Origin of the sequence: Natronoarchaeum mannanilyticum (genome assembly GCF_039522665.1) — an archaeon.
In the GTDB taxonomy this organism is placed as follows: Archaea; Halobacteriota; Halobacteria; order Halobacteriales; family Natronoarchaeaceae; genus Natronoarchaeum; species Natronoarchaeum mannanilyticum.
The window spans coordinates 287,962-312,801 of record NZ_BAAADV010000004.1 but is presented as its reverse complement, the minus strand read 5'-3'; the positions used below and the strand labels follow the sequence as shown (position 1 = coordinate 312,801).

At 67.1% G+C, this 24,840-nt stretch carries 24 protein-coding genes and 1 pseudogene; 13 read left to right on the top strand and 12 right to left on the bottom strand.

Going from position 1 to position 24,840, the window contains the following annotated elements; genetic code table 11:
- Nucleotides 1–108: 108 nt before the first annotated feature.
- The gene (locus ABDZ81_RS12325) at nucleotides 109–1,095 is read left to right on the top strand and encodes a diacylglycerol/lipid kinase family protein (RefSeq protein WP_343774285.1); all 987 of its coding nucleotides are present in this window, start codon (nucleotides 109–111) and stop codon (nucleotides 1,093–1,095) included.
- A gap of 26 nt (nucleotides 1,096–1,121) precedes the next feature.
- On the opposite strand, the gene ABDZ81_RS12320 is transcribed toward ABDZ81_RS12325, so the two are convergent.
- The gene (locus tag ABDZ81_RS12320) at nucleotides 1,122–1,784 is read right to left on the bottom strand and encodes an alpha/beta hydrolase (RefSeq protein ID WP_343774284.1); all 663 of its coding nucleotides are present in this window, start codon (nucleotides 1,782–1,784) and stop codon (nucleotides 1,122–1,124) included.
- 146 nt (nucleotides 1,785–1,930) lie between these two features.
- Here ABDZ81_RS12320 and dph2 point away from each other — a divergent pair, with 146 nt between their 5' ends.
- From dph2 to ABDZ81_RS12305, 3 genes are all read left to right on the top strand, one after another.
- Complete coding sequence (dph2, locus tag ABDZ81_RS12315) at nucleotides 1,931–2,977, top strand: diphthamide biosynthesis enzyme Dph2 (protein ID WP_343774283.1); 1,047 nt, start codon at nucleotides 1,931–1,933, stop codon at nucleotides 2,975–2,977.
- 126 nt (nucleotides 2,978–3,103) lie between these two features.
- Nucleotides 3,104–4,030, top strand: a complete 927-nt coding sequence (locus tag ABDZ81_RS12310; RefSeq protein WP_343774282.1) for a cell division protein CdpA domain-containing protein — start codon at nucleotides 3,104–3,106, stop codon at nucleotides 4,028–4,030.
- A gap of 124 nt (nucleotides 4,031–4,154) precedes the next feature.
- A complete protein-coding gene (locus ABDZ81_RS12305) occupies nucleotides 4,155–5,183 on the top strand; it encodes a disk-shape morphogenesis protein volactin (protein ID WP_343774281.1) in 1,029 nt (342 codons plus the stop codon).
- Between the two features lie 27 nt (nucleotides 5,184–5,210).
- On the opposite strand, the gene ABDZ81_RS12300 is transcribed toward ABDZ81_RS12305, so the two are convergent.
- Nucleotides 5,211–5,378 carry a hypothetical protein gene (locus ABDZ81_RS12300; protein WP_343774280.1) on the bottom strand — a complete coding sequence of 56 codons (168 nt, stop codon included), beginning with the start codon at nucleotides 5,376–5,378 and terminating at the stop codon, nucleotides 5,211–5,213.
- A gap of 335 nt (nucleotides 5,379–5,713) precedes the next feature.
- Between ABDZ81_RS12300 and ABDZ81_RS12295 the strand changes: the two genes are divergently transcribed.
- The gene (locus ABDZ81_RS12295) at nucleotides 5,714–6,334 is read left to right on the top strand and encodes an METTL5 family protein (protein WP_343774279.1); all 621 of its coding nucleotides are present in this window, start codon (nucleotides 5,714–5,716) and stop codon (nucleotides 6,332–6,334) included.
- 1 nt (nucleotide 6,335) lies between these two features.
- On the opposite strand, the gene ABDZ81_RS12290 is transcribed toward ABDZ81_RS12295, so the two are convergent.
- The 3 genes from ABDZ81_RS12290 to ABDZ81_RS12280 all read right to left on the bottom strand — a co-directional run bounded on the left by ABDZ81_RS12290 (nucleotide 6,336) and on the right by ABDZ81_RS12280 (nucleotide 11,290).
- Complete coding sequence (locus ABDZ81_RS12290; protein WP_343774278.1) at nucleotides 6,336–7,997, bottom strand: rhomboid family intramembrane serine protease; 1,662 nt, start codon at nucleotides 7,995–7,997, stop codon at nucleotides 6,336–6,338.
- A 397-nt stretch (nucleotides 7,998–8,394) separates the two neighbouring features.
- Nucleotides 8,395–10,728 (bottom strand): DEAD/DEAH box helicase, encoded by a 2,334-nt coding sequence (locus ABDZ81_RS12285; RefSeq protein WP_343774277.1) that lies wholly within the window; start codon nucleotides 10,726–10,728, stop codon nucleotides 8,395–8,397.
- A 79-nt stretch (nucleotides 10,729–10,807) separates the two neighbouring features.
- Entirely contained in the window at nucleotides 10,808–11,290 is a 483-nt protein-coding gene (locus ABDZ81_RS12280; RefSeq protein ID WP_343774276.1) for a GNAT family N-acetyltransferase, read from the bottom strand.
- Nucleotides 11,291–11,559: 269 nt separating this feature from the next.
- On the opposite strand from ABDZ81_RS12280, the gene ABDZ81_RS12275 reads away from it, so the two are divergent.
- The 4 genes from ABDZ81_RS12275 (at nucleotide 11,560) to ABDZ81_RS12260 (ending at nucleotide 15,525) form a co-directional block, all read left to right on the top strand.
- Complete coding sequence (locus ABDZ81_RS12275; RefSeq protein ID WP_343774275.1) at nucleotides 11,560–11,970, top strand: archease; 411 nt, start codon at nucleotides 11,560–11,562, stop codon at nucleotides 11,968–11,970.
- 91 nt (nucleotides 11,971–12,061) lie between these two features.
- Nucleotides 12,062–13,147: a DoxX family protein gene (locus ABDZ81_RS12270; protein WP_343774274.1), complete on the top strand. Its 1,086-nt coding sequence runs from the start codon at nucleotides 12,062–12,064 to the stop codon at nucleotides 13,145–13,147.
- 82 nt (nucleotides 13,148–13,229) lie between these two features.
- Nucleotides 13,230–14,690 carry an RtcB family protein gene (locus tag ABDZ81_RS12265; protein ID WP_343774273.1) on the top strand — a complete coding sequence of 487 codons (1,461 nt, stop codon included), beginning with the start codon at nucleotides 13,230–13,232 and terminating at the stop codon, nucleotides 14,688–14,690.
- 358 nt (nucleotides 14,691–15,048) lie between these two features.
- On the top strand, nucleotides 15,049–15,525 hold the full coding sequence (locus tag ABDZ81_RS12260) for an ester cyclase (RefSeq protein ID WP_343774272.1): 477 nt from the start codon (nucleotides 15,049–15,051) through the stop codon (nucleotides 15,523–15,525).
- 274 nt (nucleotides 15,526–15,799) lie between these two features.
- Here the strand turns inward: ABDZ81_RS12260 and mce are convergent, their stop codons facing one another.
- Entirely contained in the window at nucleotides 15,800–16,189 is a 390-nt protein-coding gene (gene mce / locus ABDZ81_RS12255) for a methylmalonyl-CoA epimerase (RefSeq protein ID WP_343774271.1), read from the bottom strand.
- Nucleotides 16,190–16,238: 49 nt separating this feature from the next.
- Entirely contained in the window at nucleotides 16,239–17,924 is a 1,686-nt protein-coding gene (locus ABDZ81_RS12250; RefSeq protein WP_343774270.1) for an acyl-CoA mutase large subunit family protein, read from the bottom strand.
- Nucleotides 17,925–18,053: 129 nt separating this feature from the next.
- Here ABDZ81_RS12250 and ABDZ81_RS12245 point away from each other — a divergent pair, with 129 nt between their 5' ends.
- Nucleotides 18,054–18,293, top strand: a complete 240-nt coding sequence (locus tag ABDZ81_RS12245; protein ID WP_343774269.1) for a DUF8142 family protein — start codon at nucleotides 18,054–18,056, stop codon at nucleotides 18,291–18,293.
- 406 nt (nucleotides 18,294–18,699) lie between these two features.
- On the opposite strand, the gene ABDZ81_RS12240 is transcribed toward ABDZ81_RS12245, so the two are convergent.
- Nucleotides 18,700–19,281 carry a GNAT family N-acetyltransferase gene (locus tag ABDZ81_RS12240; protein WP_343774268.1) on the bottom strand — a complete coding sequence of 194 codons (582 nt, stop codon included), beginning with the start codon at nucleotides 19,279–19,281 and terminating at the stop codon, nucleotides 18,700–18,702.
- A 482-nt stretch (nucleotides 19,282–19,763) separates the two neighbouring features.
- On the opposite strand from ABDZ81_RS12240, the pseudogene ABDZ81_RS12235 reads away from it, so the two are divergent.
- Nucleotides 19,764–20,078: pseudogene (locus tag ABDZ81_RS12235) on the top strand (AMP-binding enzyme); the annotation flags it as partial.
- Between the two features lie 45 nt (nucleotides 20,079–20,123).
- On the opposite strand, the gene ABDZ81_RS12230 reads toward ABDZ81_RS12235, so the two are convergent.
- The 4 genes from ABDZ81_RS12230 to ABDZ81_RS12215 all read right to left on the bottom strand — a co-directional run bounded on the left by ABDZ81_RS12230 (nucleotide 20,124) and on the right by ABDZ81_RS12215 (nucleotide 23,760).
- The gene (locus ABDZ81_RS12230) at nucleotides 20,124–20,849 is read right to left on the bottom strand and encodes a hypothetical protein (protein WP_343774266.1); all 726 of its coding nucleotides are present in this window, start codon (nucleotides 20,847–20,849) and stop codon (nucleotides 20,124–20,126) included.
- Between the two features lie 124 nt (nucleotides 20,850–20,973).
- On the bottom strand, nucleotides 20,974–21,471 hold the full coding sequence (locus tag ABDZ81_RS12225; RefSeq protein ID WP_343774265.1) for a DUF7504 family protein: 498 nt from the start codon (nucleotides 21,469–21,471) through the stop codon (nucleotides 20,974–20,976).
- 164 nt (nucleotides 21,472–21,635) lie between these two features.
- Complete coding sequence (gene dnaJ, locus ABDZ81_RS12220; RefSeq protein WP_343774264.1) at nucleotides 21,636–22,841, bottom strand: molecular chaperone DnaJ; 1,206 nt, start codon at nucleotides 22,839–22,841, stop codon at nucleotides 21,636–21,638.
- Nucleotides 22,842–23,013: 172 nt separating this feature from the next.
- Entirely contained in the window at nucleotides 23,014–23,760 is a 747-nt protein-coding gene (locus ABDZ81_RS12215) for an NRDE family protein (protein WP_343774263.1), read from the bottom strand.
- A 294-nt stretch (nucleotides 23,761–24,054) separates the two neighbouring features.
- On the opposite strand from ABDZ81_RS12215, the gene ABDZ81_RS12210 reads away from it, so the two are divergent.
- Nucleotides 24,055–24,531: an Lrp/AsnC family transcriptional regulator gene (locus ABDZ81_RS12210; RefSeq protein WP_343774262.1), complete on the top strand. Its 477-nt coding sequence runs from the start codon at nucleotides 24,055–24,057 to the stop codon at nucleotides 24,529–24,531.
- The gene (locus ABDZ81_RS12205) at nucleotides 24,524–24,823 is read left to right on the top strand and encodes a HalOD1 output domain-containing protein (protein WP_343774261.1); all 300 of its coding nucleotides are present in this window, start codon (nucleotides 24,524–24,526) and stop codon (nucleotides 24,821–24,823) included. Before ABDZ81_RS12210 ends, ABDZ81_RS12205 begins: the two co-directional genes overlap by 8 nt.
- Nucleotides 24,824–24,840 lie beyond the last annotated feature (17 nt).

Below are 24,840 nucleotides of genomic sequence, written 5' to 3'. Positions count from 1 at the left end.
GAGCGGGCCAAATCGATCGGAGCGGACCGAATCGATCGGAGCGGGCGTCCAGTTTCGAGGCGCGACGCCGCCCCCCGTTTTTGTCCGGCGGCGTCGTGCGTACGCGTGATGGTCCCAACGTCGAGTGACGACTCGCCTGACGAGGATCGCGACCTCTCCGCCGACAATCGGCGCGCGATCCTGAACCCGACGAGCGGCCGCGCCGACCACGTCGAGCGGGTGCGCGAACTCGCCGCCGAGCGCGGGTTCGACGTCGTCGAGACCGAACGGGCGGGCCACGCGATCGAACTCGCCGAGCGCGCGGCCGCAGACGGCGTCGACCTGCTCGCGGTCTGCGGCGGCGACGGGACGCTCAACGAGGTCGTCGAGGGGCTGTACCGCGCCGACGCGCTCGACGCCGTGACGCTGGCGGTCGTCCCGTCCGGGACCGAGAACATCGTCGCCGAGCACCTCGGCGTCGGATCGCTCGCGGAAGGGTTCGACATCGCCGAGGCCGGCGAGACGCGGCGCATCGACCTCGGCGTCGCGGGCGACGAGCCGTTCGTGATGTCGGCGATCGCGGGCCTGCCGGCGGACGCCAGCGCTGCGGCCACGCACGAGTTGAAACGACGGTTCGGGTCACTGGCGTTCGTCATCGGCGGCGTCCAGGAGACGCTGGCGTTCGACGGCCTGCGCGTGGCGGTCGAGGCCGACGGCGAGTTCGCTGACGGCGCCGAGGCCGACGCTTCGGCTGTGGACGGCGAGTCGGTCACCTGGCGAGGTGAAGCGCTGACGGTGCTGGTCGGCAATCTCCGAACGTTCGATCCGGACAGCGGGCCGGAAAGGGCGCGGGACGGCCTGCTGGAGGTGAAGATCGGCGAGCGGATGCCGCCGAGCGACGCCGTCGCCGAGACCGTCGCCCAGCGCTTGCTCGGGCAGGATACCGAGCACGTCACGACGCTGAAGGCGAGCGCACTCGCGTTCGAGCACCTCGACGACGAGCCGGTGACGTTCAGTCTGGACGGCGAGATCCGGCAGTTCGACGACGTCGAGTTCTCCGTGCTACCGCGCGCGCTGCGGGTCCGCATCGGCGATGAGTCCGGGGCTTCCGAGTGACGCCGAAGGACGGCCCGCGGGAGAAATCACGCCGTCCTGTCGTCGAGCCAGGACAGCAGGTCCTCGAGTTCGTCCGGGCCGATGCCGTGCCCCACGTCGTACGTGTTCGAGTCGACGGCGCAGCCGACCTCGCTCAGCCGCACGGCGGCGTTCTCCGCGCGGGCGGGCGGGATGATCTGATCTTGCTGGCCGGCGCCGACGAACACCGGCGTTCCCTCGATCCCCTCGGGCGTCAGGTCGGCGTGAGACTCGGGGAGGTAGCCGTGGAGTCCGGCGGCCCACGCGAACCGGCCGGGGTGTTCGAGCAGCAAGGCGAAGGTAGAGATCGCGCCCTGGCTGAACCCGAGCAGCCCCAGCCGATCGGGATCGAGGTCGTACGCCTCGACGGCGGCGTCGATCGACTCGTCGATCAGATCGAGGCTCCGGCGGAACTCGTCGGCGTCGGGCTGGCTCTGGTGGATCCCGCCCGCGGAGAGGTCCAGATCGTACCAGGTGTACCCGCCCTGAAGGCGGTCGGGCGCGCGGAAGCTGACGACGAACAGCTCGTCAGGGAACCGCTGGGCGACCGGCAGCAGGTCGGTCTCGTCGGCGCCGCGGCCGTGGAACACGAAGACGGCCGGGTGCGGGCCGTCGGCGTCGTCGGGCGGGCTGATCGTCTTGTGTTCGAGGGGAACGTCGGACTTCGTCATGGGCGGACGAAAGCGTCCCAGGCGCTTGAATCCCGGCGCCAGCGGCCGGTCTGGCCGCGTGTTCGCCGAAGTGGGGTGCGCCAGACGACACCACCCTCGCTCCAGTAACGTACGTGTTATACGTCGTGAGTCGCTACGAAGGTGCAATGAGCGAGCAGACGTACAGCGAGGGCGACCTCCGGAACACGGGGATGTCGCTCAAGCACGACCGGGAGTGGGACTACGAACTCGACCGCATCGTTTCGGCGGTCGAGGAGCGCGACGCCGAGAAGGTCGGACTGCAGTTCCCCGAGGGGCTCAAGCGCCGCGGGCCGCGGGTGGCCGACGACCTGCGCGAGCTCGTCGACGACGACGTGACGATCATGCTGTCGGGCCAGCCGTGTTACGGCGCCTGCGACCTCGACACGTTCCTGATGCGGCGGACCGACGTGTTCGTCCACTTCGGGCACAGCCCGATGAAGGAGTCGGAGAAGATCATCTACGTCCCGCTGTTCTCGAACGTCGACGTGCTGCCGATCATGGAGGAAGCCGAGGAAGAACTCGCGGATCCCGAGGACGATCCGGAAGTCGGGCTCGTCACCACGGCTCAGCACATGAACCGGTTCGACGACATGGCCGACTGGCTCGAAGACCGGGGCTACGAGGTGCTGACCCGGCGGGGCGACGAGCGGCTCACCCACGAGGGGCAGGTGCTGGGCTGTAACTACGCCTCCGCGGACGTCCCGGCCGATCAGGTGCTGTACGTCGGCGGCGGAAAGTTCCACCCGCTCGGGCTGGCGATGGAGCACCCCGACAAGAAAGTCGTCATCGGCGACCCCGTCAACAACGTCGTGACGATCGCCGACACCGAGAAGTTCCTCAAGCAGCGCTACGCGACCGTCCACAAGGCGATGGACGCCGAGACGTGGGGCGTCATCTTCTGCACCAAGATCGGCCAGGGCCGCATGGACCAGGCCGAGAAGATCCTCGACGAGAACGAGAACGCCTACCTCATCACGATGGACGAGGTGACGCCGGACCGGCTGCGCAACTTCGGCTTCGACGCCTTCGTCAACACCGGCTGTCCGCGGATCACGACCGACGACGGGCCGCAGTTCCACAAGCCGCTCCTGACGCCCGGCGAGTACGAGATCGCCGTCGGCAACAAGCCGCTGGACGAGTTGAGCTTCGACACGTTCCACGGCACCTGGTAGTCGGACGCCGTTCCTTCTTCGTCGACGCTTTTCGCCAGCCGCCGCGCCCGATGCCGTTCGTCCATCCTACCAAGCAGGAAATAATTAGCAGAACAGTCATGAGCATGGGGTAAGTAATCGGCGTCAATGACAGAGGACGCGACGGGGGAGCTCCCCGACAACAAACTGTTCGAGCTCTACGAACAGTACCTCGGCGAACCGGACGCGGAGACGGACGTCTATCTCGGGTTCGGGCTGTTCTTCGTCGGCATCGCCTTCGCGGTGATCGGCCTAGGCCTGTTCGCCTGGTCGGGCGCGTTCGAGTACGGGACCGGCGCGTTCTGGACCCGCCGGGCGCTGTCGTTCGCGCTCGGGATGCTCTCGGTCCCGACGCTGATGCTGAGTCTCGTGGTGCTGCTCCCCGTCGAGCGGCGCGCGACGCTGAGCGGACTGGGCGGCTGGGCGATCACCCTGATCGCGGTGGTCGCATTCTGGCGAGTCTACCCGAGCAACTGGAACGTTGCTGACGCAGCCGATTACAGCATTCAGGTGACGTCAGTGTATGCGGTCGGCATGACCGTCATCACGGCCTCGACCGGCGCGGCGCTGATCGCCCACCAGTTGGCGCGCGCCCGGCCCGGCCCGGCCGACATCGATCCGGTCGAGGACGAGGAGGACGAGGAGACGACCTACACGACCGAACAGATCGAGGAGGACATCGAGGACGCGATGGACGGCGTCGACCTCTCGTGGGGCGGCGTCGAGAAACAGGAGTCCAAGCGCCTGGAGTTCTCCACGGGACCCGAGTTCGACGCGTCCGGCGTCGACGTCGAGGCGACGACCACCCGACAGTCGGGCAGCGTCGACGATCAGGTCAGCGGCCTGCGCCAGCTCAAAGGCGGCGACAAGAAGACCGCCACCTCCGAGTCGACGGTCGACGACCAGACGAACAAGCTCAAAGAGTTGCGAGAACAGCGCCGCAAAGAAGAGGAGGCCGACGACGATGACGGCATCGTCGCCGGCATCGGCGGGACCGGACTGGTCGATCGGGTCCGGAGCGCCCTCCGGCGCTGACCGGTCGAAACGTTGCGTTCCTGCCCCCGTCAGACCGTTCCCCTCCCGTAGATATGTTTTCTTGCCAGAAAGTTCTGTAATTATTTCACATAGTTTTATTGTACGTGGGGCAGGTTTACCGGATATGGCGAAAGGCCTAGACGTCGGCACGATGAACATCCTGTCGGCACAGCAGGATGGGAACGACACGGTATTCGTCCAGCAGCGCAACTCCTTCGTGGAGATCGACTACTCCGACATGGCGGAGCAGATGCTCTCGCGGAGCGAGGTCCTCCACATCCGGAAGGACGACAAGGTGTACGTCGTCGGCGACGACGCCCTGAACTTCGCGAACATCTTCAACCGGGAGACGCGCCGTCCGATGCAGCACGGCATCCTTTCCTCGGACGAGAAATCCGCGATCCCGATGATGAAGCTGATCATCGAGCAGGTCGTCGGCGAGCCCGACCACCCCAACGAGAAGCTGTACTTCTCCTCGCCCGCCGACCCGATCGACTCGGACCTCTCGACGCTGTATCACCAGAAGACACTGGAGTCGTTCATCGACGACATGGGCTACGACGCAGAGCCCATCAACGAGGGGATGGCGGTTATCTACAGCGAGCTCGCGGACAACGACTTCACCGGACTCGGCATCAGCTTCGGCGCCGGCATGACCAACGTCTGCCTGGCGTACTACGCGGTCCCGGTCATGAAGTTCTCGGTCGCGCGCGGCGGCGACTGGGTCGACGAGCAGGCCGCCCAGGCGACGGGCACGCCCGTCGACAAGGTCACCTCCATCAAGGAGGACGACTTCGAGCTCGACTTCGAGACCGACGTCGGCGGCGTCGAGGGCGCGCTGTCGATCTACTACGAGAACCTGCTCGACTACGTCATCGAGCGGATCGTCAAGGAGGTCGACGAGGAGGACGTCGAGGAAGGTCTGGACGTGCCGGTCGTCGTCACGGGCGGCACCTCCAGCCCCGACGGGTTCGAGGCGCTGTTCCGCGACCACCTGCAGGACGCCAACATCCCGTTCTCGATCAGCGGCGTCAGCCACGCCGACGAGCCGCTGTACAGCGTCGCGCGCGGCGGTCTGGTCGCCGCACGCTCCGACGAGGAAGAGCAGGCAGCCAGCGGCGGCGCGGAAGCGGAAGCCGCGGCCGACGAGTAAGCAGTCCGAGCGACGAACGATTTCCGGTTACTCTTTTTTGAAGCGATCGAGCGCTTCCTGCCAGGACTCCAGTTCGACGGGCTCACTCTCGTGGCTCACCGCGACCCCGACGTAGCCACACGTCTCGCAGCCTTCGGCCTCGCGGCCGAACAGCTCGTACGTCTCGAGGGATCCCGAACAGCGCGGACAGTCCATGGGCGTGTGATCTCGTGGCGCCCTCTTAATAATTAGTCCTTCGCGATCGCGTTCGTCCGGGAGAGCCGTCGCAGTGGGCGTTTCCATCCAGCATTCTCGAAGATGATCGACGGAAAGAAGATGAGCCGTAGGCATGTACCAACGTTTTTGCATACCCGCGGTGTATGGTCCGGCAGCATGACCCACACGCCGGCGTCACCCGTCGATCGAGCGATCGTACGACGTCACCGCGATGGCATCGAGCCGATGCGGACCGACGCCGCGACGGAGCGGATCGACGCCGTGCCACGGCGATCTCAGGGCGACGGCCAGATAGCCCCACTCGATTCCGAAACATGAGTACGAAACGACAGCTCGCCCAGCAGCTGGCGGTCGTCGCTGGTTTCGAGAGCCCGAGCGCCGAGCTCGAACAGTACCCCACGCCGCCGGAGCTGGCGGCCCACCTGATCCACGTCGCGGACCTGCAGGGCGACGTCGAGGACCGGACGGTCGTCGATCTCGGGACCGGAACGGGGATGCTCGCGCTCGGCGCCGCGCTCCGGGGCCCCCGGCGCGTCGTCGGCGTCGACGTCGACCGCGGGGCGCTGACCACGGCCCAGGCCAACGAGCGCCGCGTCGGGACGGCGTCCGAGATCGGCTGGGTGCAGGCTGACGCCACCCGCGCGCCGCTGGCGGTCGAGGACGCGACCGTCGTGATGAACCCGCCCTTTGGCGCTCAGGATGGCAACGAGCACGCGGACCGAGCGTTTCTGGAAACCGCCAGCGAGATCGCCGCGGTGTCGTACTCGATCCACAACGAAGACAGCGACGAGTTCGTCGAGGCGTTCGCGGCGGATAACGGCGGCGAGGTCACCCACGCGTTCCGCGCGGAGCTGGATATCGAGCGCCAGTTCGAGTTCCACGACGCCGACAGCGAGGCACTCGACGCCGAGGTCTTCCGAATCGAGTGGTCCTGAACTACCGGTACACTTCTTCACGAGCGACCGCGACGCTCGTTCCGCCCCGTTCGGCTGTCACGACGAGCCGACCCTCGCGCCGCTCGGTCGCGAACGTCAGTCCCCCGGCGTCGACGGACTTGCCGACCTCGGGGATTTCGACGCGCCCGAGCGACTCGTTCTCGCGCTCGACTCGGAGGTAGAACTCTCCGTCCTCGGGCACGATCGAGACGGATCGGTTGTCGATCCGCGGCGCGGCGGTGTGGCTCTCGGACGAGAACACGTGGCGCTCCGGACCGCTGGCGGGATCGAGCCAGACATGGTAGGCCGTGTCGTTGCCCGCCGCGGTCCAGCCCTCGCGAGTCGCGACGACCTGCTCGCTCCAGCCGACGCCGCCCAACCGGACGTCGACCTCGCCGGTGTAGGCGAGTCGCTGGCTCGAAGCCTGGCGCAACCAGAGGTGGCGCTGCTCGCTCGTGATGATCACCCCGCTGGTCCTGACCTCGGTCGACTCGCCGAACGCCTCGATCTCGATCACCGACACCATCCGGTTGGTGACGTTCTCGGCGTACGTGACCGTGTAGTCCTCGACTTCGACGGCGTCCTCGGGGCCGACGCCGCCGTCGACGGTGACGAGGTTCGGGACGATCCCCGGCCCGGCCAGCACGGCGACGCCCAGCACGACGGCCGTGACGGCGACGCGGCGGCGCGTAATCCAATCGAGGGCGGGGACGTCTCTCGAAAGCAGCGGCCGTTCGGACGCCACGGCGGCGACCGTGATCAGGAGCGCGAGCAACAGCACCAGCGCGACGCCGACCCCGCGGAACAGCACGTACGTCCCCTCGCCGCGGAACCAGTAGACCGCCCAGAGCCGCTGGATGACGGCGAACACCAGCGCGGCGAGCCAGACGCGCGCGGCGCTCGGCGTCCCCGTCCGGCGGTGCAACACCACCAGCCCGAGCACCAGCCCGAGGAAGAGCCCGAGCGCGTGGCCCTGGATGGCGATCCCGGCCCACGACGGCGGCGCGGGCGGGCTCGCCGACACCGTCACCGAGACGATCGGGTCGAGCAGCGCGGGGATGACGGTCGAGACGACGCTGGAGACCAGCAGCGCGACCACCGTCGCGACGGGGTAGTGAACCAGCGCGAACCCGGCGAACGCGAACACGACGCCGGAGAAGCCGATGACGGGCCCGAGCGCGAACAGACTGGTCAGCAGGCCGAGGCCGAGCACCGCCGCCGGAAAGAGAACGAACGCTCTGATCCAGGGGTTCGTTTTCCAGGAATCGAACGAGTTGCTACCCCGCTCCTGGGGCAGGTGGCCCCACGCGTACTCGACGATTGGGGCGAGCACGAGCGTCGCCGTCAGATTGCCCCGCAGGTGGCCGGGCCCGGCGTGGGAGAAGCCCGACGCCAGCCAGCCCGTCGGGTAGAGGTACGACCACGATCGAAACGGAATCGTCACGGGGTCGTACCAGTACCAGTACCCCTGCTGGAGGAACAGGTACACCGCGAGCACGAACAGCACGGAGACGATCGTTCCCCAGGGGATACCGAGGAGCAGTCGGGAGCGCAGTCGGCGACCCCACGCCCCGCCGGGCCTGTCGGCGCGGACGATCGCGATCGCCGACAGCGCGAGCAGCGCGACGGCCGCGGCGAACAGCGCGGCCCGCAGCGGAATCATACCGGATCAAGGGAGCGTGGTGTTGAAAGAAGTTGCGAGGGGACCTGGGAAGTGATGTATCCGGAGGGGCATCTTCGAATTCGACCACGAACACCACGAAAGCCCCTGAGCGTTCGGCTCCCGGGACTCGCTGCGCTCCTCGGCCTTCGGCCTGCGGTGCTTGCTTCGTCCGGGTTCGCCGAACGCTCAGCCCCTTTCAGTCCCACCCGCGATGCCTGACTGATCAGCCGACACGGGTGGGACTGAAAGGGGCCGCTCGCTCCGGGAAGACGGGCGCCGTAAGCACGCGACCGAAGGGAGCGCGCGCAGCAAGCCCCTCGACCGGAGCGAGCGGGGGCTTTCGTGGTGTTGTTAACCGCTGTGCCGGTCTCACAGAGGATCCGAAGTAGATCGCAATCTACTGAGAATCGAGCAGGCGTTCGACCAGATCCAGCGCCAGCCCCTTCGATAGCGGGTCGTTGGCGTTCCCGCAGTGGGGCGACTGCACGCAGCTCGGACAGCCGTCCTCGCAGGGACACTCTGCAAGCAGTTCCCTAGTCCGACCGAGCATCTCCGGCAGACGCTGGTACCCCTCGCGCGTCAGCCCGACGCCGCCGGGGTAGCCGTCGTAGACGAAGATCGTGCTCTCGCCGGTGTGGGGATGCCGCGGCGTCGACAGGCCGCCGATGTCGCGCCGGTCGCACAGCACCTGGAGCGGGAACAGCGAGATGAGCGCGTGCTCGGCGGCGTGGATCGCGCCCTCGAAGGTGTCCTCCGAGTCCGTCGCAGTCGCCCGAATGTCGGCCTGCATGGAGTCGGGCTGAGTGAAGTACAGCGCGCGCGTCCGGAGCGTCGTCTCGGGCAGATCGAGCGTCTCGCGAGCGATGGGCTCGCTGCGCTTGGCGTCGCGGCGCTCGAAGCCGGTGATCCGCTTGCGCATCGTCACCTCAGCGAACCCCACTGTCACATCATCCCGATCCGGAAGCCGCCGCTCGTCGATGTCGCGCTCGACGGTGATCTCCTTGTCGTGGAGCACGCGCGTGTGGTAGTCGGCCCACGTCGGAGAGAGTTCGGCGAGATCCCGATCCAGGTCGAGGTCGGTCACCTCGTAGCGCTGGCCCTGGTGGTGGTAGATCGCGCCGGGATGGGCGTCGCGCAGTGCGTCGGCGAAGGGCAGGCTGGCGATGGCGTCGCCGGAGCGCGCGTCGAGGAGCTGTATTTCGCGGTCGTCGATCGAGCGAAGGCTCATCTCGTGGTGCGGGCTACCGTCGACGTCGGCCGTCCAGCGCACGCCCTTGTTGGTCGTCCGCCGTTCGAGGTCGCCCGCAGACTCCAGTTCCGCGACGACGTCCGGAAACTGGGCGCCGAAGTGGCGCTCGTCGTCGGCCGACAGCCAGTTCTCGCGCGCCGCGGCGAGGACGTGGGGCGGGACGAGCTGGTCGTTTTCGGGGTTGGCGACGGCGTGCTCGGGATCGCCGGAGAACAGTTCGTCGGGCGTGCGCATCACGTACTGGTCGAGCTGGTCTTCGCCGGCGACCAGCGCGACGAGGCTCGGGTCGGTCCCGCGTCCCGCGCGGCCGGCCTGCTGCCAGGTCGCCATCTTCGTGCCGGGGTAGCCATCCAGAATGACGGCGTCGAGCCCGCCGATGTCGACGCCGAGTTCCAGGGCGTTCGTGCTCCAGACGCCCCGAATGTCGCCGTCGTGGAGGCCGGCCTCGATCTCGTCGCGGCGATCTCGCTTGAGCGCTGCCTGATAGGCGGTGACGCCGCTGGCCTCGTCGGCGAACCCGCGGTCGCGAAGCGCCTCGGCGCTGTCGCTGGCGTAGCGCTCGGCGGTCTGGCGCGCCCGGGTGAACACCACCGTCTGGTACCCCCGGACGACGAGGTCGACGAACAGACGCTTTGCCTCGACGTGACTGGAGCGTCGGCGGCCCGATCCCTGGTCCTCGCGCTCGTACTCGGGCGGGTTCCACAGCAGCCAGTGGGTCGGGCCCGACGCCGAGGCGTCCTCGTCGACGACCGAAAACGAGTCGGCGGGCCGATCGGTCACGTTCGCGGCGTGCTCGGCGGGATTCGCGATCGTCGCCGAGCAACAGACGAACTGCGGATCGGCGTCGAACCGCTCGCACAGGCGTTGGAGCCGGCGCATCACGAGTGCGACCTGGCTGCCGAACACGCCGCGGTACTCGTGGACCTCGTCGATCACAACGGTCTCCAGGCGCTGGAAGAACCAGTCCCACAGCCGGTGTCCGTGCGGCAGGATGCCGTAGTGGAGCATGTCGGGCGTCGTCAGCAAGACAGTCGGCTGTCGATCCCGGACGCCCTCTTTCTCGGATTTCGAGAGCCGACCGGTGTAGCGGTCGACGGTGACGCCGCTGGCGAAGCCGAGATCGTGCGCCAGATCCGACAGCGTCTCGGCCTGGTCGTTGATCAGCGCGACCTGCGGGGCGACGTACAGCGTCGTCGCCCGGCGGTCCAGCGCCCGCTCGAACGCCGGGACGGTGTACGCGAGGCTCTTGCCGCTCGCCGTCGGCGTCGCCAGCACGGCGTTGCGGCCGTCACGAATCGTCCGGATGGCGTCGGCCTGATGGGCGTACGCCGACTCGATGCCGCGGTCGGCCAGCGCGCCGGCCAGCCGATCCTCGACGTCGAGCTCCGCGAGGTCGGCGTCGCTTCCGGGGACGACGCGTCGCTCCGCGATCTGGCCGTCGTAGTAGGGGCGGCCGCGCAGCCACTCGATCGTCTCGTCCACGGACAGGGTTGCACGGCGGGGCAACTAACAGTTTCGGCGAGCGAAGAATCGCGACTCGGCGTCGCGATCGCGGGCGGCCCTACCGCCGACGAACGAGATCGCTGAGCTTGCTCGCCAGCCCCGCGTCGTCGCCGAGCTTGAGGTAGTACGCGTCGCCGCCGTCCTCGTAGTAGGCGTCGATGCGGCGCTTGATCTCGAAGCCCAGCGACTCGTAGAACTGCAGCGCCTCGTCGTTGGTCGCCCGCGCGTGGCAGGTGACCGAGTCGTGTTCCTCGGCGACGGTGGCGACGAGCCGCTTGCCAAAGCCCTCGCCGCGATACTCCGGTGCGACCGCGAGAAACAGGATGTACCCGTCGCGACGCACCGCCGCGAAGCCGGCGAGATCGTCGTCGGCGTCGACGAGCAGGTGGACCGTCGATCGGCGGTAGGCGTCCGCGAAGAAGCTCCGGCGCTGCTTGAGCACCCCCTCGGATCGCCGGATGGTTTCTTTGAGGTCCCAGGCGTCGTCCAGGCGGTCGTCGCTGCCCGGAGCGGAGACCCGCGTTTCGACGTTGACGCTCACTGTCGGTACGTACTAGGGACGCGAATATAATTCCACCGGCAGGCTCGTTCCACTCGCCTGCCGAGCCTCGCGTCACTTCGTTCCGCGAGACACCGGCAATCTCCCTCCGATCGATTGTCGAACGCTGTCTCCCTTCGGTCGACAGCACACCGGCAGACTCGCTGCGCTCGGTAGTACACCGGCGGACTCCCTCCGGTCAGACACGGATGGCCTCCCCGGGCGACGCCGAACCGACCGATTGACGGTCGCCAACCCCGTTCGTCCGATCAGTGAGCTACGAGTTGCGCGATCACACGGCCGACGTCGCCGTCGAGGCCGAAGGCCGCTCGTTCGACGCCGTCGCGGCGGCCGTCGCCGACGGGCTGGCGGCGGCGATGTGCGACGACGTCCCGCCCGAGGGTGAGCGCTTCGACGTGCGCGTCGACGCCGAGAGCCGGGAGGCGCTACTCTTTGACTACCTCGACGAGCTGATCTACCAGCGCGACGTGCGCGGCGTGTTACCGGTCGACAACGGCGTCGAGATCGCCGAGCGCGACGGCGCGTTCGAGCTGGCGGGATCAGCCCGCGGCGTCCCGCTGGCGTCGGTGTCGGCCCGCGAGATCAAGGCCGTCACCTACTCGGAGATGGAGCTCGAGGAGACGGCCGCGGGCTGGCGCGCGTACGTCGTGTTCGACGTCTGAGTTGCGGCGCGGCGTCCGAGCCCGGTGCGGCCGTCGAACTCCGGCCTCCCGAAGCGGACCAGATTTGAGGCTGGCGTCCCAACTATCGGTCATGAACCGTCATATGGCGGGGCGCGCGGGAGCGGTCGTCGCCGCGCTGTGGCTGCTGGTCCGGCCCGTCGCGGCCCACGTTCGGTACGTCTCCGACGAGGAGGGCGGCCCGACGGGGCTGGACTTTATCGTCGACGTGCTCTCCGACCCGCTCAACGCCGTGTTGCTGGGCGGCGGCGCCGTCGCGACGCTGGTGGTCGCGCTGGCGTACCTGCAGTTCCGCCCGGCCCGGGCGGATCTCGCGGTGCTCCGCGAGACGCTGTCGGGGTATCGCGACTTGATCCCGTGGATGCTCCGACTCTCGCTGGGGCTGCCGCTGGTCGGTGCGGGCTTCGCGGGCTACTTCTTCAGCCCCGAAGTCACGTGGTCGGTCCGCGTGTTCCAGGTAGCGATCGGCTTCTTCCTGCTGTTCGGCCTGGCGACGCGGGCCGTGGCGGCCGTGGGGCTGCTGGCGTACCTCGCCGCGCTGCCGTTCGCGCCCGACCTGCTGCTGGCGTTCGAGTACGTGCCGGGCTTTATCGCGATCCTGCTGCTCGGCGGCGGCCGGCCCAGCGCCGACCAGATGCTCAACCAGGTCGCCCAGACGCCGGGGACGATCTACGGGCGGTTCGACCCGATCCACCGCCTCGCGAACTGGTTCAACGGCGTCGTCGAACCGTACGAGCGCTACGCGCCGACCGTGGTCCGCGCGGGCCTCGGGATCGCCTTCGCGTACCTGGGCATCGTCGAGAAGCTACTCGCGCCCGGCACGGGCCTCGCCGTCGTCGAGAAGTACGACCTCACCGCGGTCGTGCCGGTCGACGCCGGACTCTGGGTACTCGGTGCGGGCCTCACCGAGCTCGCGCTCGGTGTCGCGCTGTTCGTCGGTATCTTCACGCGGGGCGGCGCCGCCGTCGCCTTCCTGATGTTCACGCTGACGCTCTTCGGGTTGCCTGACGACCCCGTCCTCGCCCACGTCACCCTGTACGGGATGGTGTCGATGCTGTTTATCACCGGGAGCGGCCCGCTGGCGGTCGACAACTGGCTGCGCGAGCCCGCGCAGGACGCCGAAGCGCCGGGGAGCGAGGGCGTCGCCGCGGACGATTGACCGAGCATCAGTCGCGGCGAGCGACACGTCGGTCCGCCGACGACTCGAAACCTATTCCGGTGCTGCGAGGGCATGTACGGGTATGACCACCTACGACGCCGACGGCGTGACCCTGCACAAGCTGCGGGAGTTCGTCTGGGAGATTCCACAGGAGGGCGATATGCGCGCGCCGGCGCGCGTGCTCGCCAGCGAGCAGCTTCTGGACGAGATCTCGGAGGACAAGACGCTCCAGCAGCTCAAGAACGCGACGCACCTTCCTGGGATCACGAAGTACGCGATCTGCATGCCCGACGGCCACCAGGGCTACGGCTTCCCGGTCGGCGGCGTCGGCGCGCTCGACGCCGAAGACGGCTGTATCTCGCCGGGCGCGGTCGGCTACGACATCAACTGCGGCGTCCGGATGATGACGACGAATCTGACGTACGACGACGTGCAAGGCAAAGAAGAGGAGCTCGTCGACGCGCTCTTCGCCAACGTTCCGTCGGGACTGGGCGGCGGCGGCATCGTCGAGAGCGGGATCGACACCGTGAACGAAGTGCTGGAGAAGGGCGTCGAGTGGGCCGTTGAGGAAGGGTACGGCGTCGAGGACGACCTCCGAGCGTGCGAGGACGAGGGGCGGCGTCCGGACGCCGACCCCTCGGCTATCTCCCAGAAGGCCAAGGATCGCGGGAAGAACCAGCTCGGAAGCCTCGGCAGCGGGAACCACTTCCTCGAGGTCCAGCGCGTCACCGACGTGTTTCGCGAGGACGTCGCCGACGAGTTCGATCTCGAAGAGGACCAGATCGTCGTGCTGATCCACTGCGGGAGCCGGGGGCTGGGCCACCAGACCTGCAACGACTACCTGCGCGAGATCGAGAAGACCCACTCGGGACTGCTGGACCAGTTGCCGGACAAGGAACTCGCCGCGGCGCCCGCCGGCTCGCAACTGGCCGAGGAGTACTACGGCGCGATGTGCGCGGCGATCAACTTCGCGTGGGTGAACCGACAGCTCATCATGCACCGCACCCGACGGGTGTTCGAGAAGGTGTTCGACCGGACGTGGGAGCAGATGGAGATGCAGCTGCTGTACGACGTGGCCCACAACATCGCCAAGAAGGAGACGCACGAGGTGGATGGAGAGGAGAAGACGCTGTACGTCCACCGCAAGGGCGCGACGCGGGCGTTCCCCGCCGGACACCCGGAGGTGCCCGCGGCGTACCGCGACGTCGGCCAGCCGATCATCATCCCCGGCAGCATGGGCGCGGGCAGCTACGTCCTCCGGGGCGGCGACCAGTCGATGGCCGAGACGTTCGGCTCGACGGCCCACGGTGCGGGACGGCTGATGTCCCGGACGCAGGCGAAAAACGAGTTCTGGGGCGGCGACGTGCAGGACGACCTCGAAGAGCAAGAGCAGATCTACGTGAAGGCCCAGAGCGGCGCGACCGTCGCCGAGGAGGCCCCCGGCGTCTACAAGGACGTCGACGAGGTCGTGCGCGTCTCGGACGCGCTGGGAATCGGCGACAAGGTCGCGCGGACGTTCCCGGTGTGTAACATTAAGGGGTAAATCGAACGGTCCGGTGCGCGCGAGGGCGCTCGCGCCCCACCGTGGGCGCGAAACCGGTTGGGAGGCGGAAGTCGCGGCCGGTTCCTGGCGGACTGAAACGGCGATCGGGCCGACGGCTTTCGAGGCGTTCGGCGTGGGGTTATGTACTCCTACCAGTATCAGTAATGGAGATCACTCATTCTAATTTCGGATGGAACTGAAGTGACTGATTCGGCACGTACACGTGCGTATTTATCAGCAGAGTACTACCACCGCCATGAATAGAGTTAACGCATCGCACGGTGAAGTACGGGGTAACGTTCTCCGGATTAACGCGGAGACTCGCGGGCAGAGCGGGAGAACGTTAAGGGGGAGATGAATGACCGAAACAAACACTGCACAATCAGAACAAGTTGCCCGTGATTTCGTCGCTTGGGAGAACGGCGACGATTCGAAGATCGATGTGGTATCAGAATCGCTGGATATGTACAACCCTGGTTTGCCGAACGGAGAGGCCCACCATCGAGAAGAGGTTGCAGCATATCTCTACGAAAGTCGGGCTGCATTTCCCGACGCCGCGTTCCTGATTGAGGAAATAGTCGCTGATGATAACGTGATATTGGCAGAATTAACTGTGAGGGGAACGCATCAGGGAGAGTTCAAAGGCATCCCGCCGACGGGCCGCCGAGTTGAGTTTGGAGCGATGGCGAGATACGTCGTTGCGGACGGCAAAGTGGAGGAATGCCACGTGTACTACGATACAAAGACTCTCGCCAACCAGCTCGGTCTGACGTTTCCGACGGTTCTTGGTCAACTCCCAAAACTCATCCTCAGGAAATTAAAAGCAAAACTGTAGGTGAAACTGACAATGGCGATAACAGGAAACGAACTCATTGGGTCGGATCCAGGCGACTGTGAACCATCTGACCAGAGTAGTTTCAGAGATAGTACTCTACTTCGTGCTATGCTACTGTTTATAGTAGCCACTTCTCTTCTCGGTCTAACGGCTACTCTGGTTACTATTAACAAGAGCTACCATCCCTACCGGGGATGTTGACCCTCGCTATGTATTTCTACCATCCTGAGCGCGATTTTCACCCCTCAATCTGAATAGATAAATCGCGCTGCAACTACTCCTGGTGCTCGACGAACTCGATCAGCACGCCGCCCGTATCGTTCGGATGCAGAAACGCCACGTCGTGACCCCACGCCCCGTCCCGCGGCTCCTCGTCGATCAGGTCGATCTCCATCTCCCGCGCGGTCTCCAGCGCGCCCTCGATGTCGTCGGTTGCCACGGCCAGATGATGAACGCCGGGCCCGTGCTTGTCTAGGAACCGGGCGACGGTCGCGTGCTGGATCGGTTCGAGCAGCTCGAAGAAGCCATCGCCCAGGTCGAGAAACGCGACCCGGAGCCCGTCGAGTTCCTCCTCGTGGGCGACCGGCGCGTCGAGCAGTTCGCCGTACAGCTCCGCGGCGGCGTCCAGATCGTTCGTCGCGATCCCGGCGTGATCGAAGTGCATACGCGAACTTACGGGGGAGAACAGTTGAACGTTTACCAGACGGCGATCCTCACACCGCCCCGCCGCCCTTGTACTCGCCGAACTCGTCGCGGAGCACGTTACAGATCTCGCCGACCGTCGCGTACGCCTTCACGGCGTCGATCAGCGGCGGCATCAGGTTCTGGTCGCTCTGGGCGGCGTCCCGAATAGCCGCCAACCGCTCCTCGACGACCTCCTGGTCGCGCTCTTCGCGCACCGACTCCAGGCGTTCGATCTGCCGGCGCTCGTCCTCCTCGGTGACTTCCTCTAAGTCCATCGCCTGCTCTTCTTCCTCGATCTGGAACTCGTTGACGCCGACGATGATCCGGTCGCCCGACTCGACGTCCTGCTGGCGGTCGTAGGCGACGTCCTGGATCTCCCGCTGGACCCACTGCTGGTCGATCGCCCGGAGCATCCCGCCCCGGTCGTCGACCTCGTCGATGATCTCGAACGCTTCGTCCTCCAGATCGTCGGTGAGGCTCTCGACGTAGTAGCTGCCGGCCAGCGGGTCGACCGTATCTGCGGCGCCCGACTCGTGGGCGAGGATCTGCTGCGTTCTGAGGGCGGTCCGCACCGATTCTTCGGTGGGGAGCGCGAGCGCCTCGTCCTTCCCGTTGGTGTGGAGGCTCTGGGTGCCGCCCAGCACCGCCGCCAGCGCCTGATAGGCCACGCGGACGACGTTGTTCTCGATCTGCTGGGCGGTCAGCGTCGAGCCGGCGGTCTGGGTGTGGAACTTCAACTGCTTCGATTTGGGATCCTCGGCGTCGAAGCGCTCGTCCATGATCTTCGCCCACATCCGGCGGGCGGCGCGGAACTTCGCGACTTCTTCGAGGATGTTGTTGTACGAGGCGAAGAAAAAGGAGAGTTGGGGCGCGAACTCGTCGACGTCGAGCCCGGCGTCCAGCGCCGCTTCGACGTACTCGATGCCGTTCGCGAGGGTAAAGGCGATCTCCTGGGCGGCCGTGGCGCCGGCCTCGCGGATGTGGTAGCCCGAGATCGAGATGGTGTTGAACTTCGGCGTCTCGGCGGCGCAGAAGTCGAACACGTCGGTGACGATCCGCATCGACGGCTCGGGCGGGTAGATGTAGGTGTTGCGCGCGACGTACTCCTTGAGCACGTCGTTCTGGATGGTGCCCCGGAGCTCCGCGCGGTCGACGCCCTGCTGATCCCCCAAGGCGATGTACATCGCCAGCAGCACGGAGGCGGGCGCGTTGATCGTCATGCTCGTCGAGACTTCCGAGAGGTCGATGCCGTCGAAGACGGTCTCGAAGTCCCGCAGCGAGTCGATGGCGACGCCGGATTTGCCGACCTCGCCCTGGGCCATCGGGTCGTCCGAGTCGTACCCCATCTGGGTCGGCAGGTCGAACGCCATCGAGAGACCGGTCTGGCCCTGATCGAGCAGGTACTGGAATCGCTCGTTGGTCTCCTCGGCGGTGCCCATCCCGGCGTACTGGCGCATCGTCCAGAGGCGCCCGCGATACCCAGTCGGGTAGACGCCGCGGGTGTATGGTTCCTCGCCGGGGAACCCGAGGTCCTCCTCGTAGTCCTGATCGGCGACGTCGGCGGGCGTGTACAGCCGGTCGACGGGCTGGCCTCCGGTGTCGGTCGTGAACTGCTCCTGGCGCTCGCCGAACCGCTCCAGCGTGGGCTCGACCTGTTCGTCTTCCCACTCCGATTTCTTGGAGCGGATCTCCTCCAGGTCGTCCGGATCGAACATTGTTTATCACGATGGATGGGTCCGGCTTAAGGATTGGCGACCGTCGGCGTCCGTCGACCGCGTCGCGACGCGGCGTCCTGACGCCGTCGACCGGTTCGTTTTTGCCGGCGGCCGACCGACGTTCAACCAATGGACGCTCCCATCCCTGACGTCGACGACGCCGAGGACGGGCCGGGAACCAGCCGCCTGCGCGCCACGCTGGCGATCCTCCCCTTCCTCGTGCTCGGGCTGACCAGCGTCGCGCTCGTCCTCCAGTGGGGGCTCAAGCCGCTGTGGGTGTTCGTGATGCTCCCGCCGATCCTCTTCATCAGCGTGATCGGCTGGATCGCGTTCAAGTACGGCGTCGGCGAGGACCCCGAGGCCGGGTGAGTCGGTCGACCCCTCGCCCGAGGATACCGAATCGTATTTCGACAGATCTCGGCCCAACTATCAACTAGTTACTGTCAGATTTGACGACCGGGTGATTCAATCCCCCTATATCACCTCTCGTCCGCACAGATAGGCCCGCTACCGACTGTCGTGAACAATCCTCCAATTTGTCAACACGACAATTTATTCTTATGTCCCCGTCCCCTCCAATCTAGTATGACGTGGAACTACTCCCGCAACCGAACCCGAGCCGAAGAGAAGAAAGAAGAAGCGACCGCCGGCGTCGACAACACGTCGGTCCTCGCGGCCGTCCTGTCGACCTGAACGTCGCTGATCGCGAACGCACAAACGACCGCTGACTCGTCCCTTCCGCCGCACGATCGTATTTTTGCGCTCTCTCGACCGTCTAGCGACCGGTGTCGTACTTGTAGGTCGCCGACTCCGGATCGATACCGAAGTCCTCGGCGTTCTCGTCGGGCTCGGACTCGGTCTCCTCCTCGGCGGCGTACTTGAACCGCTCGCGCAGCCGGTCGGGCATCTCGAACTCGTCGACGTCGACGAGAACCGGCGTCGCCTCCGGTGCGGACGCCTCGCGCTTGGCGTCGAGCCGATCCTGGAGCTTCTCGGGGAGGTCCGAGGCCGCGACGCCCTGGAAGCCGAACTGCGCGAGGTAGCCCGGCTCGTCGGTGAGGCTGTACACGCGCTCGAACCCCTGGTCGCGGGCCTGCTCGATCAGGCGCTCGATCACGTGTGCGCCGACGCCCTGTTCGCGCCAGCCGTCGAGGACGCCGATGCTGGTCAGCTCGCAGGCCTCGCCGTCGTCGAGCTTGTGGATGCGGATCCGACCGAAGCCGGCCTTCGTCCCGGACTGCTCGTCGATCGCGATCACGTAGTCCCGCGATCGAAACGCCGTCGCGTCGAGGCCCATCTCCTCGATGTGATCCAAGAGCCAGACCTCCTCGCGGTTCTTCGCGTCCCGGACGTACATGCGTGATACTACGCGCCCCGCGGGTAAAGACGTTACCGAGGCGGTGGCCGTTCGTCCCGCGGTCGCGGGAACGACCGTCCGAACTCACCGCTCGCGCGAAACTTCTGAATCGTTCGTGCAAAATCCCCACCCACGCCATGCCATCCCTCAGCGACGCCGACGAGGTCGTCCACGAGTCCTCCCGCGAGTTCGTCGAGTCGACGAACGTCTACGAGTTCATGCAACGGTACGACATCGAGGACTACGACGCGGTGCGGGACGACTGCGAGGGACCCCAGTTCACCGACTGGTACCCCGGCGGTCGGATCAACGCGGCCCACAACGTCGTCGACCGCCACGCCGCCGACGCCGAGGCGCGCGAGGACGTCGCCGTGTGCTGGGAGGGCGAGGAGGGCGAGGTCCGCAAGATGACGTTCGGCGACCTCGGTGCCGAGGCGAACGGCGTCGCCAACGCGCTGGCGGCCCGCGGCGTCGAGACCGGCGACGCGGTCAACCAGGCCGCCGCCGTCGGCGTCCCCGACGAGACGACCGGACAGGCCGTCGTCGCCTACGTCGTGCTCGAACCCGATTCGAAGGAAACCGAGGATCTCCGGGTCGAACTCCGCGAACACGTCGGCGCCGAACTGGGCAAGCCGTTCCGACCGCGCGACGTGCTGTTCGTCGAGGAGTTCCCCAAGACCCAGAGCGGGAAGATCATCCGCCGAGCGATGGCCGCGGCCTACGCCGGCGAGGATCCCGGCGACCTCTCCAGCATCGAGAACCCCGAGGCGCTGGACGGCATCGAGGCGAAGCACTGAGCGACGCTCGGCTCCGGCGTCGCAGCGGCGTCCGGACGCCGCCGCTCAGAGCGAAACCGCGTCGAGCGCGATCGTTCGCGGTTCGGGGGCGTCTCCCCCATTTCCCCCGGGCGTCACCGCTACGTCACCCTCGGCGTCCGCGCCGGGGAACAACACGGAACCGCCGGCGATCAGCGGCGCGAGCGCGCCCGCGACGACCGTTCGGGGATCGGCGAGCGACGCTCGCACCGCCACGGCGTCGTCGGCGTCGAGATCGAACTCCTCGACCGCGGTCGACGCCGCGTCCACGAGTTCGCGGTGCGAGTACCGGCGTTCGGCGTCTTCGAGCGCGGCCGTACTCGGGTCGCGATCGACCGGCGGGAACGAGGGGTTCTCGCTCCAGACCTCCTCCTCGAAGTAGCGCGTCGCGGGATCGGCGGGATCGTCGCCGTAGCCCACTCGTTGTCCGCCCGCGGGCAGGTCGTACTCCGCGACGGCGTCGCTCCGGGCGACCGCGGCGCGCCCGTCCCACGCCCGCGGGGGATCGAAGCGCGTCCGGCCGCCCAGCAGCGCCGTCCCGAAAAAGGCGAGCAGCGACTGGGGGACCGGATCGGCTGCGACGCCGACGGCCACGTCGTCGCCGACGCCGAGGTGTCGCAGGAAGTTCCCCGTCTTCCAGGCGGTCGTACAGAAACGGTGGTAGGTGTACGTTCGCTCGGGCTCGCCGGCGGCCCTGACGGCGAGGTCCTGCGAGCGCCGCTCCCGCGCGACGACATCGTCGAGACTCTCCATGCGCGCTCGTTCGGACGCCGCCGCCAAAAGAACGTAGATTCCCGCCGGGATCACCCCCGTGTCCCCGGCGGCACGCACTGGTCGCCGCAAGTCGCGTCACGCACCGATCATCGACGAGCGGGCGTCACGGCGAGAGCCCGCCGACGCGTCGGCGGTCCCGGATCGACTCCAGCCGGACGCGCTCGTCGAACACCTCGTCGATCGTCTCGACGGTGATCGGATCGACTGCATCCCCGAGGGTACACACGAGGCGACCGTCGGTGCCCGCCACGCGCCACCGCAGCAAGTGGAGGAACCGGAACAGCGTGAACGGGCAGACCGATTCCGCGTCGGCGACGGCGTCGCCGTCCACGAGGATATCCGGATCTTCGCGGCGTGCGACCCGATCCGAAACGGCGATGCCGAGCTCGGAGGGCGGGAGCGCGTCCTCGCTCTCCGGCACCGCGGCGACGTCGAGGTCGGCCGCCGCGAGCGACTCGTCGAGGCCGTCGTCGACCCCCGGGACGACGACCGCCTCGTCGGTCAGCAGTTCGGTCGCGCGCTCGAATCGCTCCGGCGCCGGGCCGGTCACGAGAACGCTTCCGGTCGGGGCGCCCGCACCGTCGGGATCGGTCTCGGTCATGTCGCGTGTTCCCTCGTCAGCGGGAACACCCGGATACCCCATAGTTACTCACCGGTTACTTGCGTGTTAGCTACCGTTTACGGTCGATCACTTGCGGAACACGGTCGGAAACTCGGGGGGACGGAAGAGCGGCGAAAACGTGGCGCAGAACCGGTCGAAACCGCTCAGAACGAGTTCTTGATCTTCTCGAAGAAGCCGGTCTCGACGTCGATCTCCTCGCCGCCGGCCTCCGCGAACTGTTCGAGGGCCTCGCGCTGCTCCTCGTTGAGCGAGTCGGGCGTGACGACCTGAACCTGCACGTAGAGGTCGCCCTGTCCCCGGCCGCGGAGCCGGGGCATCCCCTTGTTCTCCAGGCGGAACGTCTCGCCGCTCTGGGTCCCCTCGGGGACGTCCATCTCGACGGGGCCGTCGAGCGTCGGCACCTCGATCGTGTCGCCGAACGTCGCCTGCGGGAACGAGATCGGCTCGCGGTGCTGGAGATCGTCGCCGTCGCGCTCGAAGTCCGGGTGGTCCGCGACCGCCACCTCGATCAGCAGGTCGCCGTTCCGCCGACGGGTGTCGCCCGGCGCGCCCTCGTTTTCCATCCGGAGCGTCTGGCCGTCCTGGATGCCCGCGGGGATGTCGACGGTCAGCGTCGAGGTGTTGGTCACTTCCCCCTCGCCGCCGCAGTCGCCGCAGGTCTCGTCGTACAGTTCGCCCTGGCCGGAACAGTGCGGACAGGTCTGGGTCTGCTGGACGCGGCCGAGCGGCGTCTGCTGGACCTGCGTGACCTGGCCCTGGCCCTCACACTGCGGACAGGTCCGCGAGTCGGCGTCGGGCGGGTGTCCGGCGCCGCCGCAGGTGTCGCAGTTCTCGGGGCGGCGCACTGTCACTTCCTTCTGTGCGCCCTCGTAGGCCTCCTCGAGGTCGAGTTCCAGCGACGTCCGGAGGTCGGCGCCGCGACCGGAGTCGCCACGGCCGCCCCCACCGCCGCCGAAGATCTGGTCGAAGATGTCGCCCATGCCGCCGCCTCCGCCGCCGCCTGCGCCGCCGAACGGGCCGCCCCCGCCACCGCCGCCGAACGGACCGCCAGCGCCGCCCGCACCTCCGAACGGGCCGCCCGCGCCGCCACCGCCGCGGCCGCCGTCGAAGCCGCCGTGCTTCTCGGCCTCCTCGAAGCGCTCGTGACCGAGGCGGTCGTAGGCGTTGCGTTTTTCTTCGTCGGTCAGCACCTCCTTTGCCTTCTGTGCCTTCTTGAACTTCTCCTCGGCGTTCGGATCGTCGCTGACGTCGGGATGAAGCTCGCTGGCTTTCTTTCGATAGGCCTGCTGGATCTCGTCCTCGGACGCGTCCCGACTCACGCCGAGAATATCGTAGAAGTCCTCGCTCATTCGTTGTAGCGACGTAGACGGTTGGGACACTTGAAAAGAACGGCTCGGCCGGGCCAGCGTCGCGCCGTCGCGAAACCGCCGGCAAAGAGTCGATCGGACCGGAAACGAGGACCGCCAACTCCGCCGGCAAAGAGTCGATCGGACCGGAAACGAGGACCGCCAACTCCGCCGGTCACTCGTCGACAGAGAGGGTCACGTCTTCGTAATCGGCCTCGCACGGCGGCCCGTCTGCGAACCGGTAGGTCGCGCCCGACCCACCGACGGCGACGAGCGACGAGGACTGCGTCCCGTATCCGTCGCCGTGGACGCAGACGCCGAACTCGTGGTCGCCCAGTGCGTCGCCCGCCCGGTCGAGCCAGGCGGTCGCCGTCTCGCCGGGTTCGACCGCGAGCGCCTCGCGGAGCCGCGTCGCGTTCTCGGCTTGCCGTTCACCGGCGTCGGGCCGTATTTTAGGAATCGAAAACCGGCCGTCGGCGCCGACGTTGACGACGACGTGGACGCCGGGGTCGAGCTGGCGGAAGTCCAGGGTGCCCGACCACTCGTAGTACAGCGCCGCGCCGGCGTCGGCCACCGCGAGGTTGAACCCGTCGTACTCCCGCTCGCGAACCTCGGACTCGACGAATCGACCCGCAGCCTCGGCGCTGGGCCGCCGAAGCGCGTCGCGGACGAGCAGGCCGCGCGAGCGCTCGCCGGCGAGATCCGCGTCGATCCACCGGTTGGTGATCGCGACGAGGAGTCCCCGGTCGTTGTACCCGATCCAGGTACCCCCCGCTTCGGCGTCCCGCGGCGCGACGACCCGCGGATCGCGCTCTAGCACCTCGGGCGGCTCGGACGGCCGACCGTCGGCTTCGTCGCGGTTCGCCGCGACCGCGACGGGCGTGTCGGGAAACACCTGCCAGGCGAGCGTCAGCGTGCACACGCGGGAACGTACGGTGAGGACGGCGATAAAGCCACTGTCGAACGGCGTCGTTTCCGCTCGCCGCGGGGCCCGTCGTCGACGAGCCTCGAACTGTGCGCCCGAGAACCGATAGAGGAAACTGCCATCGCGCCGAGCCGACGGGTGTTTATTTCGCATAAACCCTGACAACACCAATTTCGAGTGCACGATAACGTGCGAAAAACGCAATATGTATGGATGTTTTTATAAAATGCGCACGTATTGGTGCCGAGAATACGAAAACATGATTTAGGGGAGGAACCGACTGACCATGAGATGGAACTCGACGAGGTAGACAAGGGAATTCTCTATCTCCTCCAGCGGGACGCGAGACACGTAACGACCAAAGAGATGGGCGAGCGCGTCGGCGTGTCCGCCAGCACCGTCCGGAACCGCATCGAGCAACTAGAGGACGAGGGAGTGATTCGCGGGTACCAGCCCGACATCGACTACGACAAGGCCGGCCTCCAGTTGCACGTGTTGTTCATCTGCAGGGCCGACAGCGCCGACCGAGACCGACTCGCCGCCGAGGCCTGTTCGGTCAGCGGCGTCGTCCAGACTCAGGAGGTGCTCAACGGCAGCGACAACCTGCAGGTCGAGGCGGTCGGCACCGACACCGACGACATCGCCCGAATCAGCGACGACCTCGCCGAGCTCGGTCTCGACGTCGTGAACTCGAAGATTCTCAAGAGCACCCGCGTCCAGCCGTTCGACCACTTCGGGCAGGATCTCGTCGAGGGCGACGATGAGTGACGGCAGCGACGACCGTGACACCGGCCGGCGATTCACGTTCGATCCCGACGAGCAACCGAGTACGGTCGTGACGGAGGCGGTCGCCGAAGTTCGCGACCTAGAGCAGGACGAGTTACCGCCGCTGTACGACGCGATCGACGGCGACCGGCTGGACGACGTCGTCCGATCCGACGACCCCCTCCCCGCGGGCGAGCCGGTCCGCGTGCGGTTCCGGTACGCCGGCTGCGAAATCACCGTCACCAGCCACGGCGCGATCACCGTCTCCGAAGTCGATTCCGACGACGACCGCTAAGTTCTCGACGCACGCCG

What these genes read in the sequence shown, in the direction of transcription:
- ABDZ81_RS12295 (WP_343774279.1), top strand. Translation starts at nt 5,714, where the DNA reads ATGAGTACGAAACGACAGCTCGCCCAGCAGCTGGCGGTCGTCGCTGGT.
- ABDZ81_RS12225 (WP_343774265.1), bottom strand. Translation starts at nt 21,471, where the DNA reads ATGACCGAGACCGATCCCGACGGTGCGGGCGCCCCGACCGGAAGCGTT.
- ABDZ81_RS12310 (WP_343774282.1), top strand. Translation starts at nt 3,104, where the DNA reads ATGACAGAGGACGCGACGGGGGAGCTCCCCGACAACAAACTGTTCGAG.
- ABDZ81_RS12320 (WP_343774284.1), bottom strand. Translation starts at nt 1,784, where the DNA reads ATGACGAAGTCCGACGTTCCCCTCGAACACAAGACGATCAGCCCGCCC.
- dnaJ (WP_343774264.1), bottom strand. Translation starts at nt 22,841, where the DNA reads ATGAGCGAGGACTTCTACGATATTCTCGGCGTGAGTCGGGACGCGTCC.
- ABDZ81_RS12300 (WP_343774280.1), bottom strand. Translation starts at nt 5,378, where the DNA reads ATGGACTGTCCGCGCTGTTCGGGATCCCTCGAGACGTACGAGCTGTTC.
- ABDZ81_RS12205 (WP_343774261.1), top strand. Translation starts at nt 24,524, where the DNA reads ATGAGTGACGGCAGCGACGACCGTGACACCGGCCGGCGATTCACGTTC.
- ABDZ81_RS12240 (WP_343774268.1), bottom strand. Translation starts at nt 19,281, where the DNA reads ATGTACGTCCGGGACGCGAAGAACCGCGAGGAGGTCTGGCTCTTGGAT.
- ABDZ81_RS12250 (WP_343774270.1), bottom strand. Translation starts at nt 17,924, where the DNA reads ATGTTCGATCCGGACGACCTGGAGGAGATCCGCTCCAAGAAATCGGAG.
- ABDZ81_RS12230 (WP_343774266.1), bottom strand. Translation starts at nt 20,849, where the DNA reads ATGGAGAGTCTCGACGATGTCGTCGCGCGGGAGCGGCGCTCGCAGGAC.
- ABDZ81_RS12290 (WP_343774278.1), bottom strand. Translation starts at nt 7,997, where the DNA reads ATGATTCCGCTGCGGGCCGCGCTGTTCGCCGCGGCCGTCGCGCTGCTC.
- ABDZ81_RS12305 (WP_343774281.1), top strand. Translation starts at nt 4,155, where the DNA reads ATGGCGAAAGGCCTAGACGTCGGCACGATGAACATCCTGTCGGCACAG.
- ABDZ81_RS12210 (WP_343774262.1), top strand. Translation starts at nt 24,055, where the DNA reads ATGGAACTCGACGAGGTAGACAAGGGAATTCTCTATCTCCTCCAGCGG.
- mce (WP_343774271.1), bottom strand. Translation starts at nt 16,189, where the DNA reads ATGCACTTCGATCACGCCGGGATCGCGACGAACGATCTGGACGCCGCC.
- ABDZ81_RS12270 (WP_343774274.1), top strand. Translation starts at nt 12,062, where the DNA reads ATGAACCGTCATATGGCGGGGCGCGCGGGAGCGGTCGTCGCCGCGCTG.
- ABDZ81_RS12265 (WP_343774273.1), top strand. Translation starts at nt 13,230, where the DNA reads ATGACCACCTACGACGCCGACGGCGTGACCCTGCACAAGCTGCGGGAG.
- ABDZ81_RS12245 (WP_343774269.1), top strand. Translation starts at nt 18,054, where the DNA reads ATGGACGCTCCCATCCCTGACGTCGACGACGCCGAGGACGGGCCGGGA.
- dph2 (WP_343774283.1), top strand. Translation starts at nt 1,931, where the DNA reads ATGAGCGAGCAGACGTACAGCGAGGGCGACCTCCGGAACACGGGGATG.
- ABDZ81_RS12260 (WP_343774272.1), top strand. Translation starts at nt 15,049, where the DNA reads ATGACCGAAACAAACACTGCACAATCAGAACAAGTTGCCCGTGATTTC.
- ABDZ81_RS12325 (WP_343774285.1), top strand. Translation starts at nt 109, where the DNA reads ATGGTCCCAACGTCGAGTGACGACTCGCCTGACGAGGATCGCGACCTC.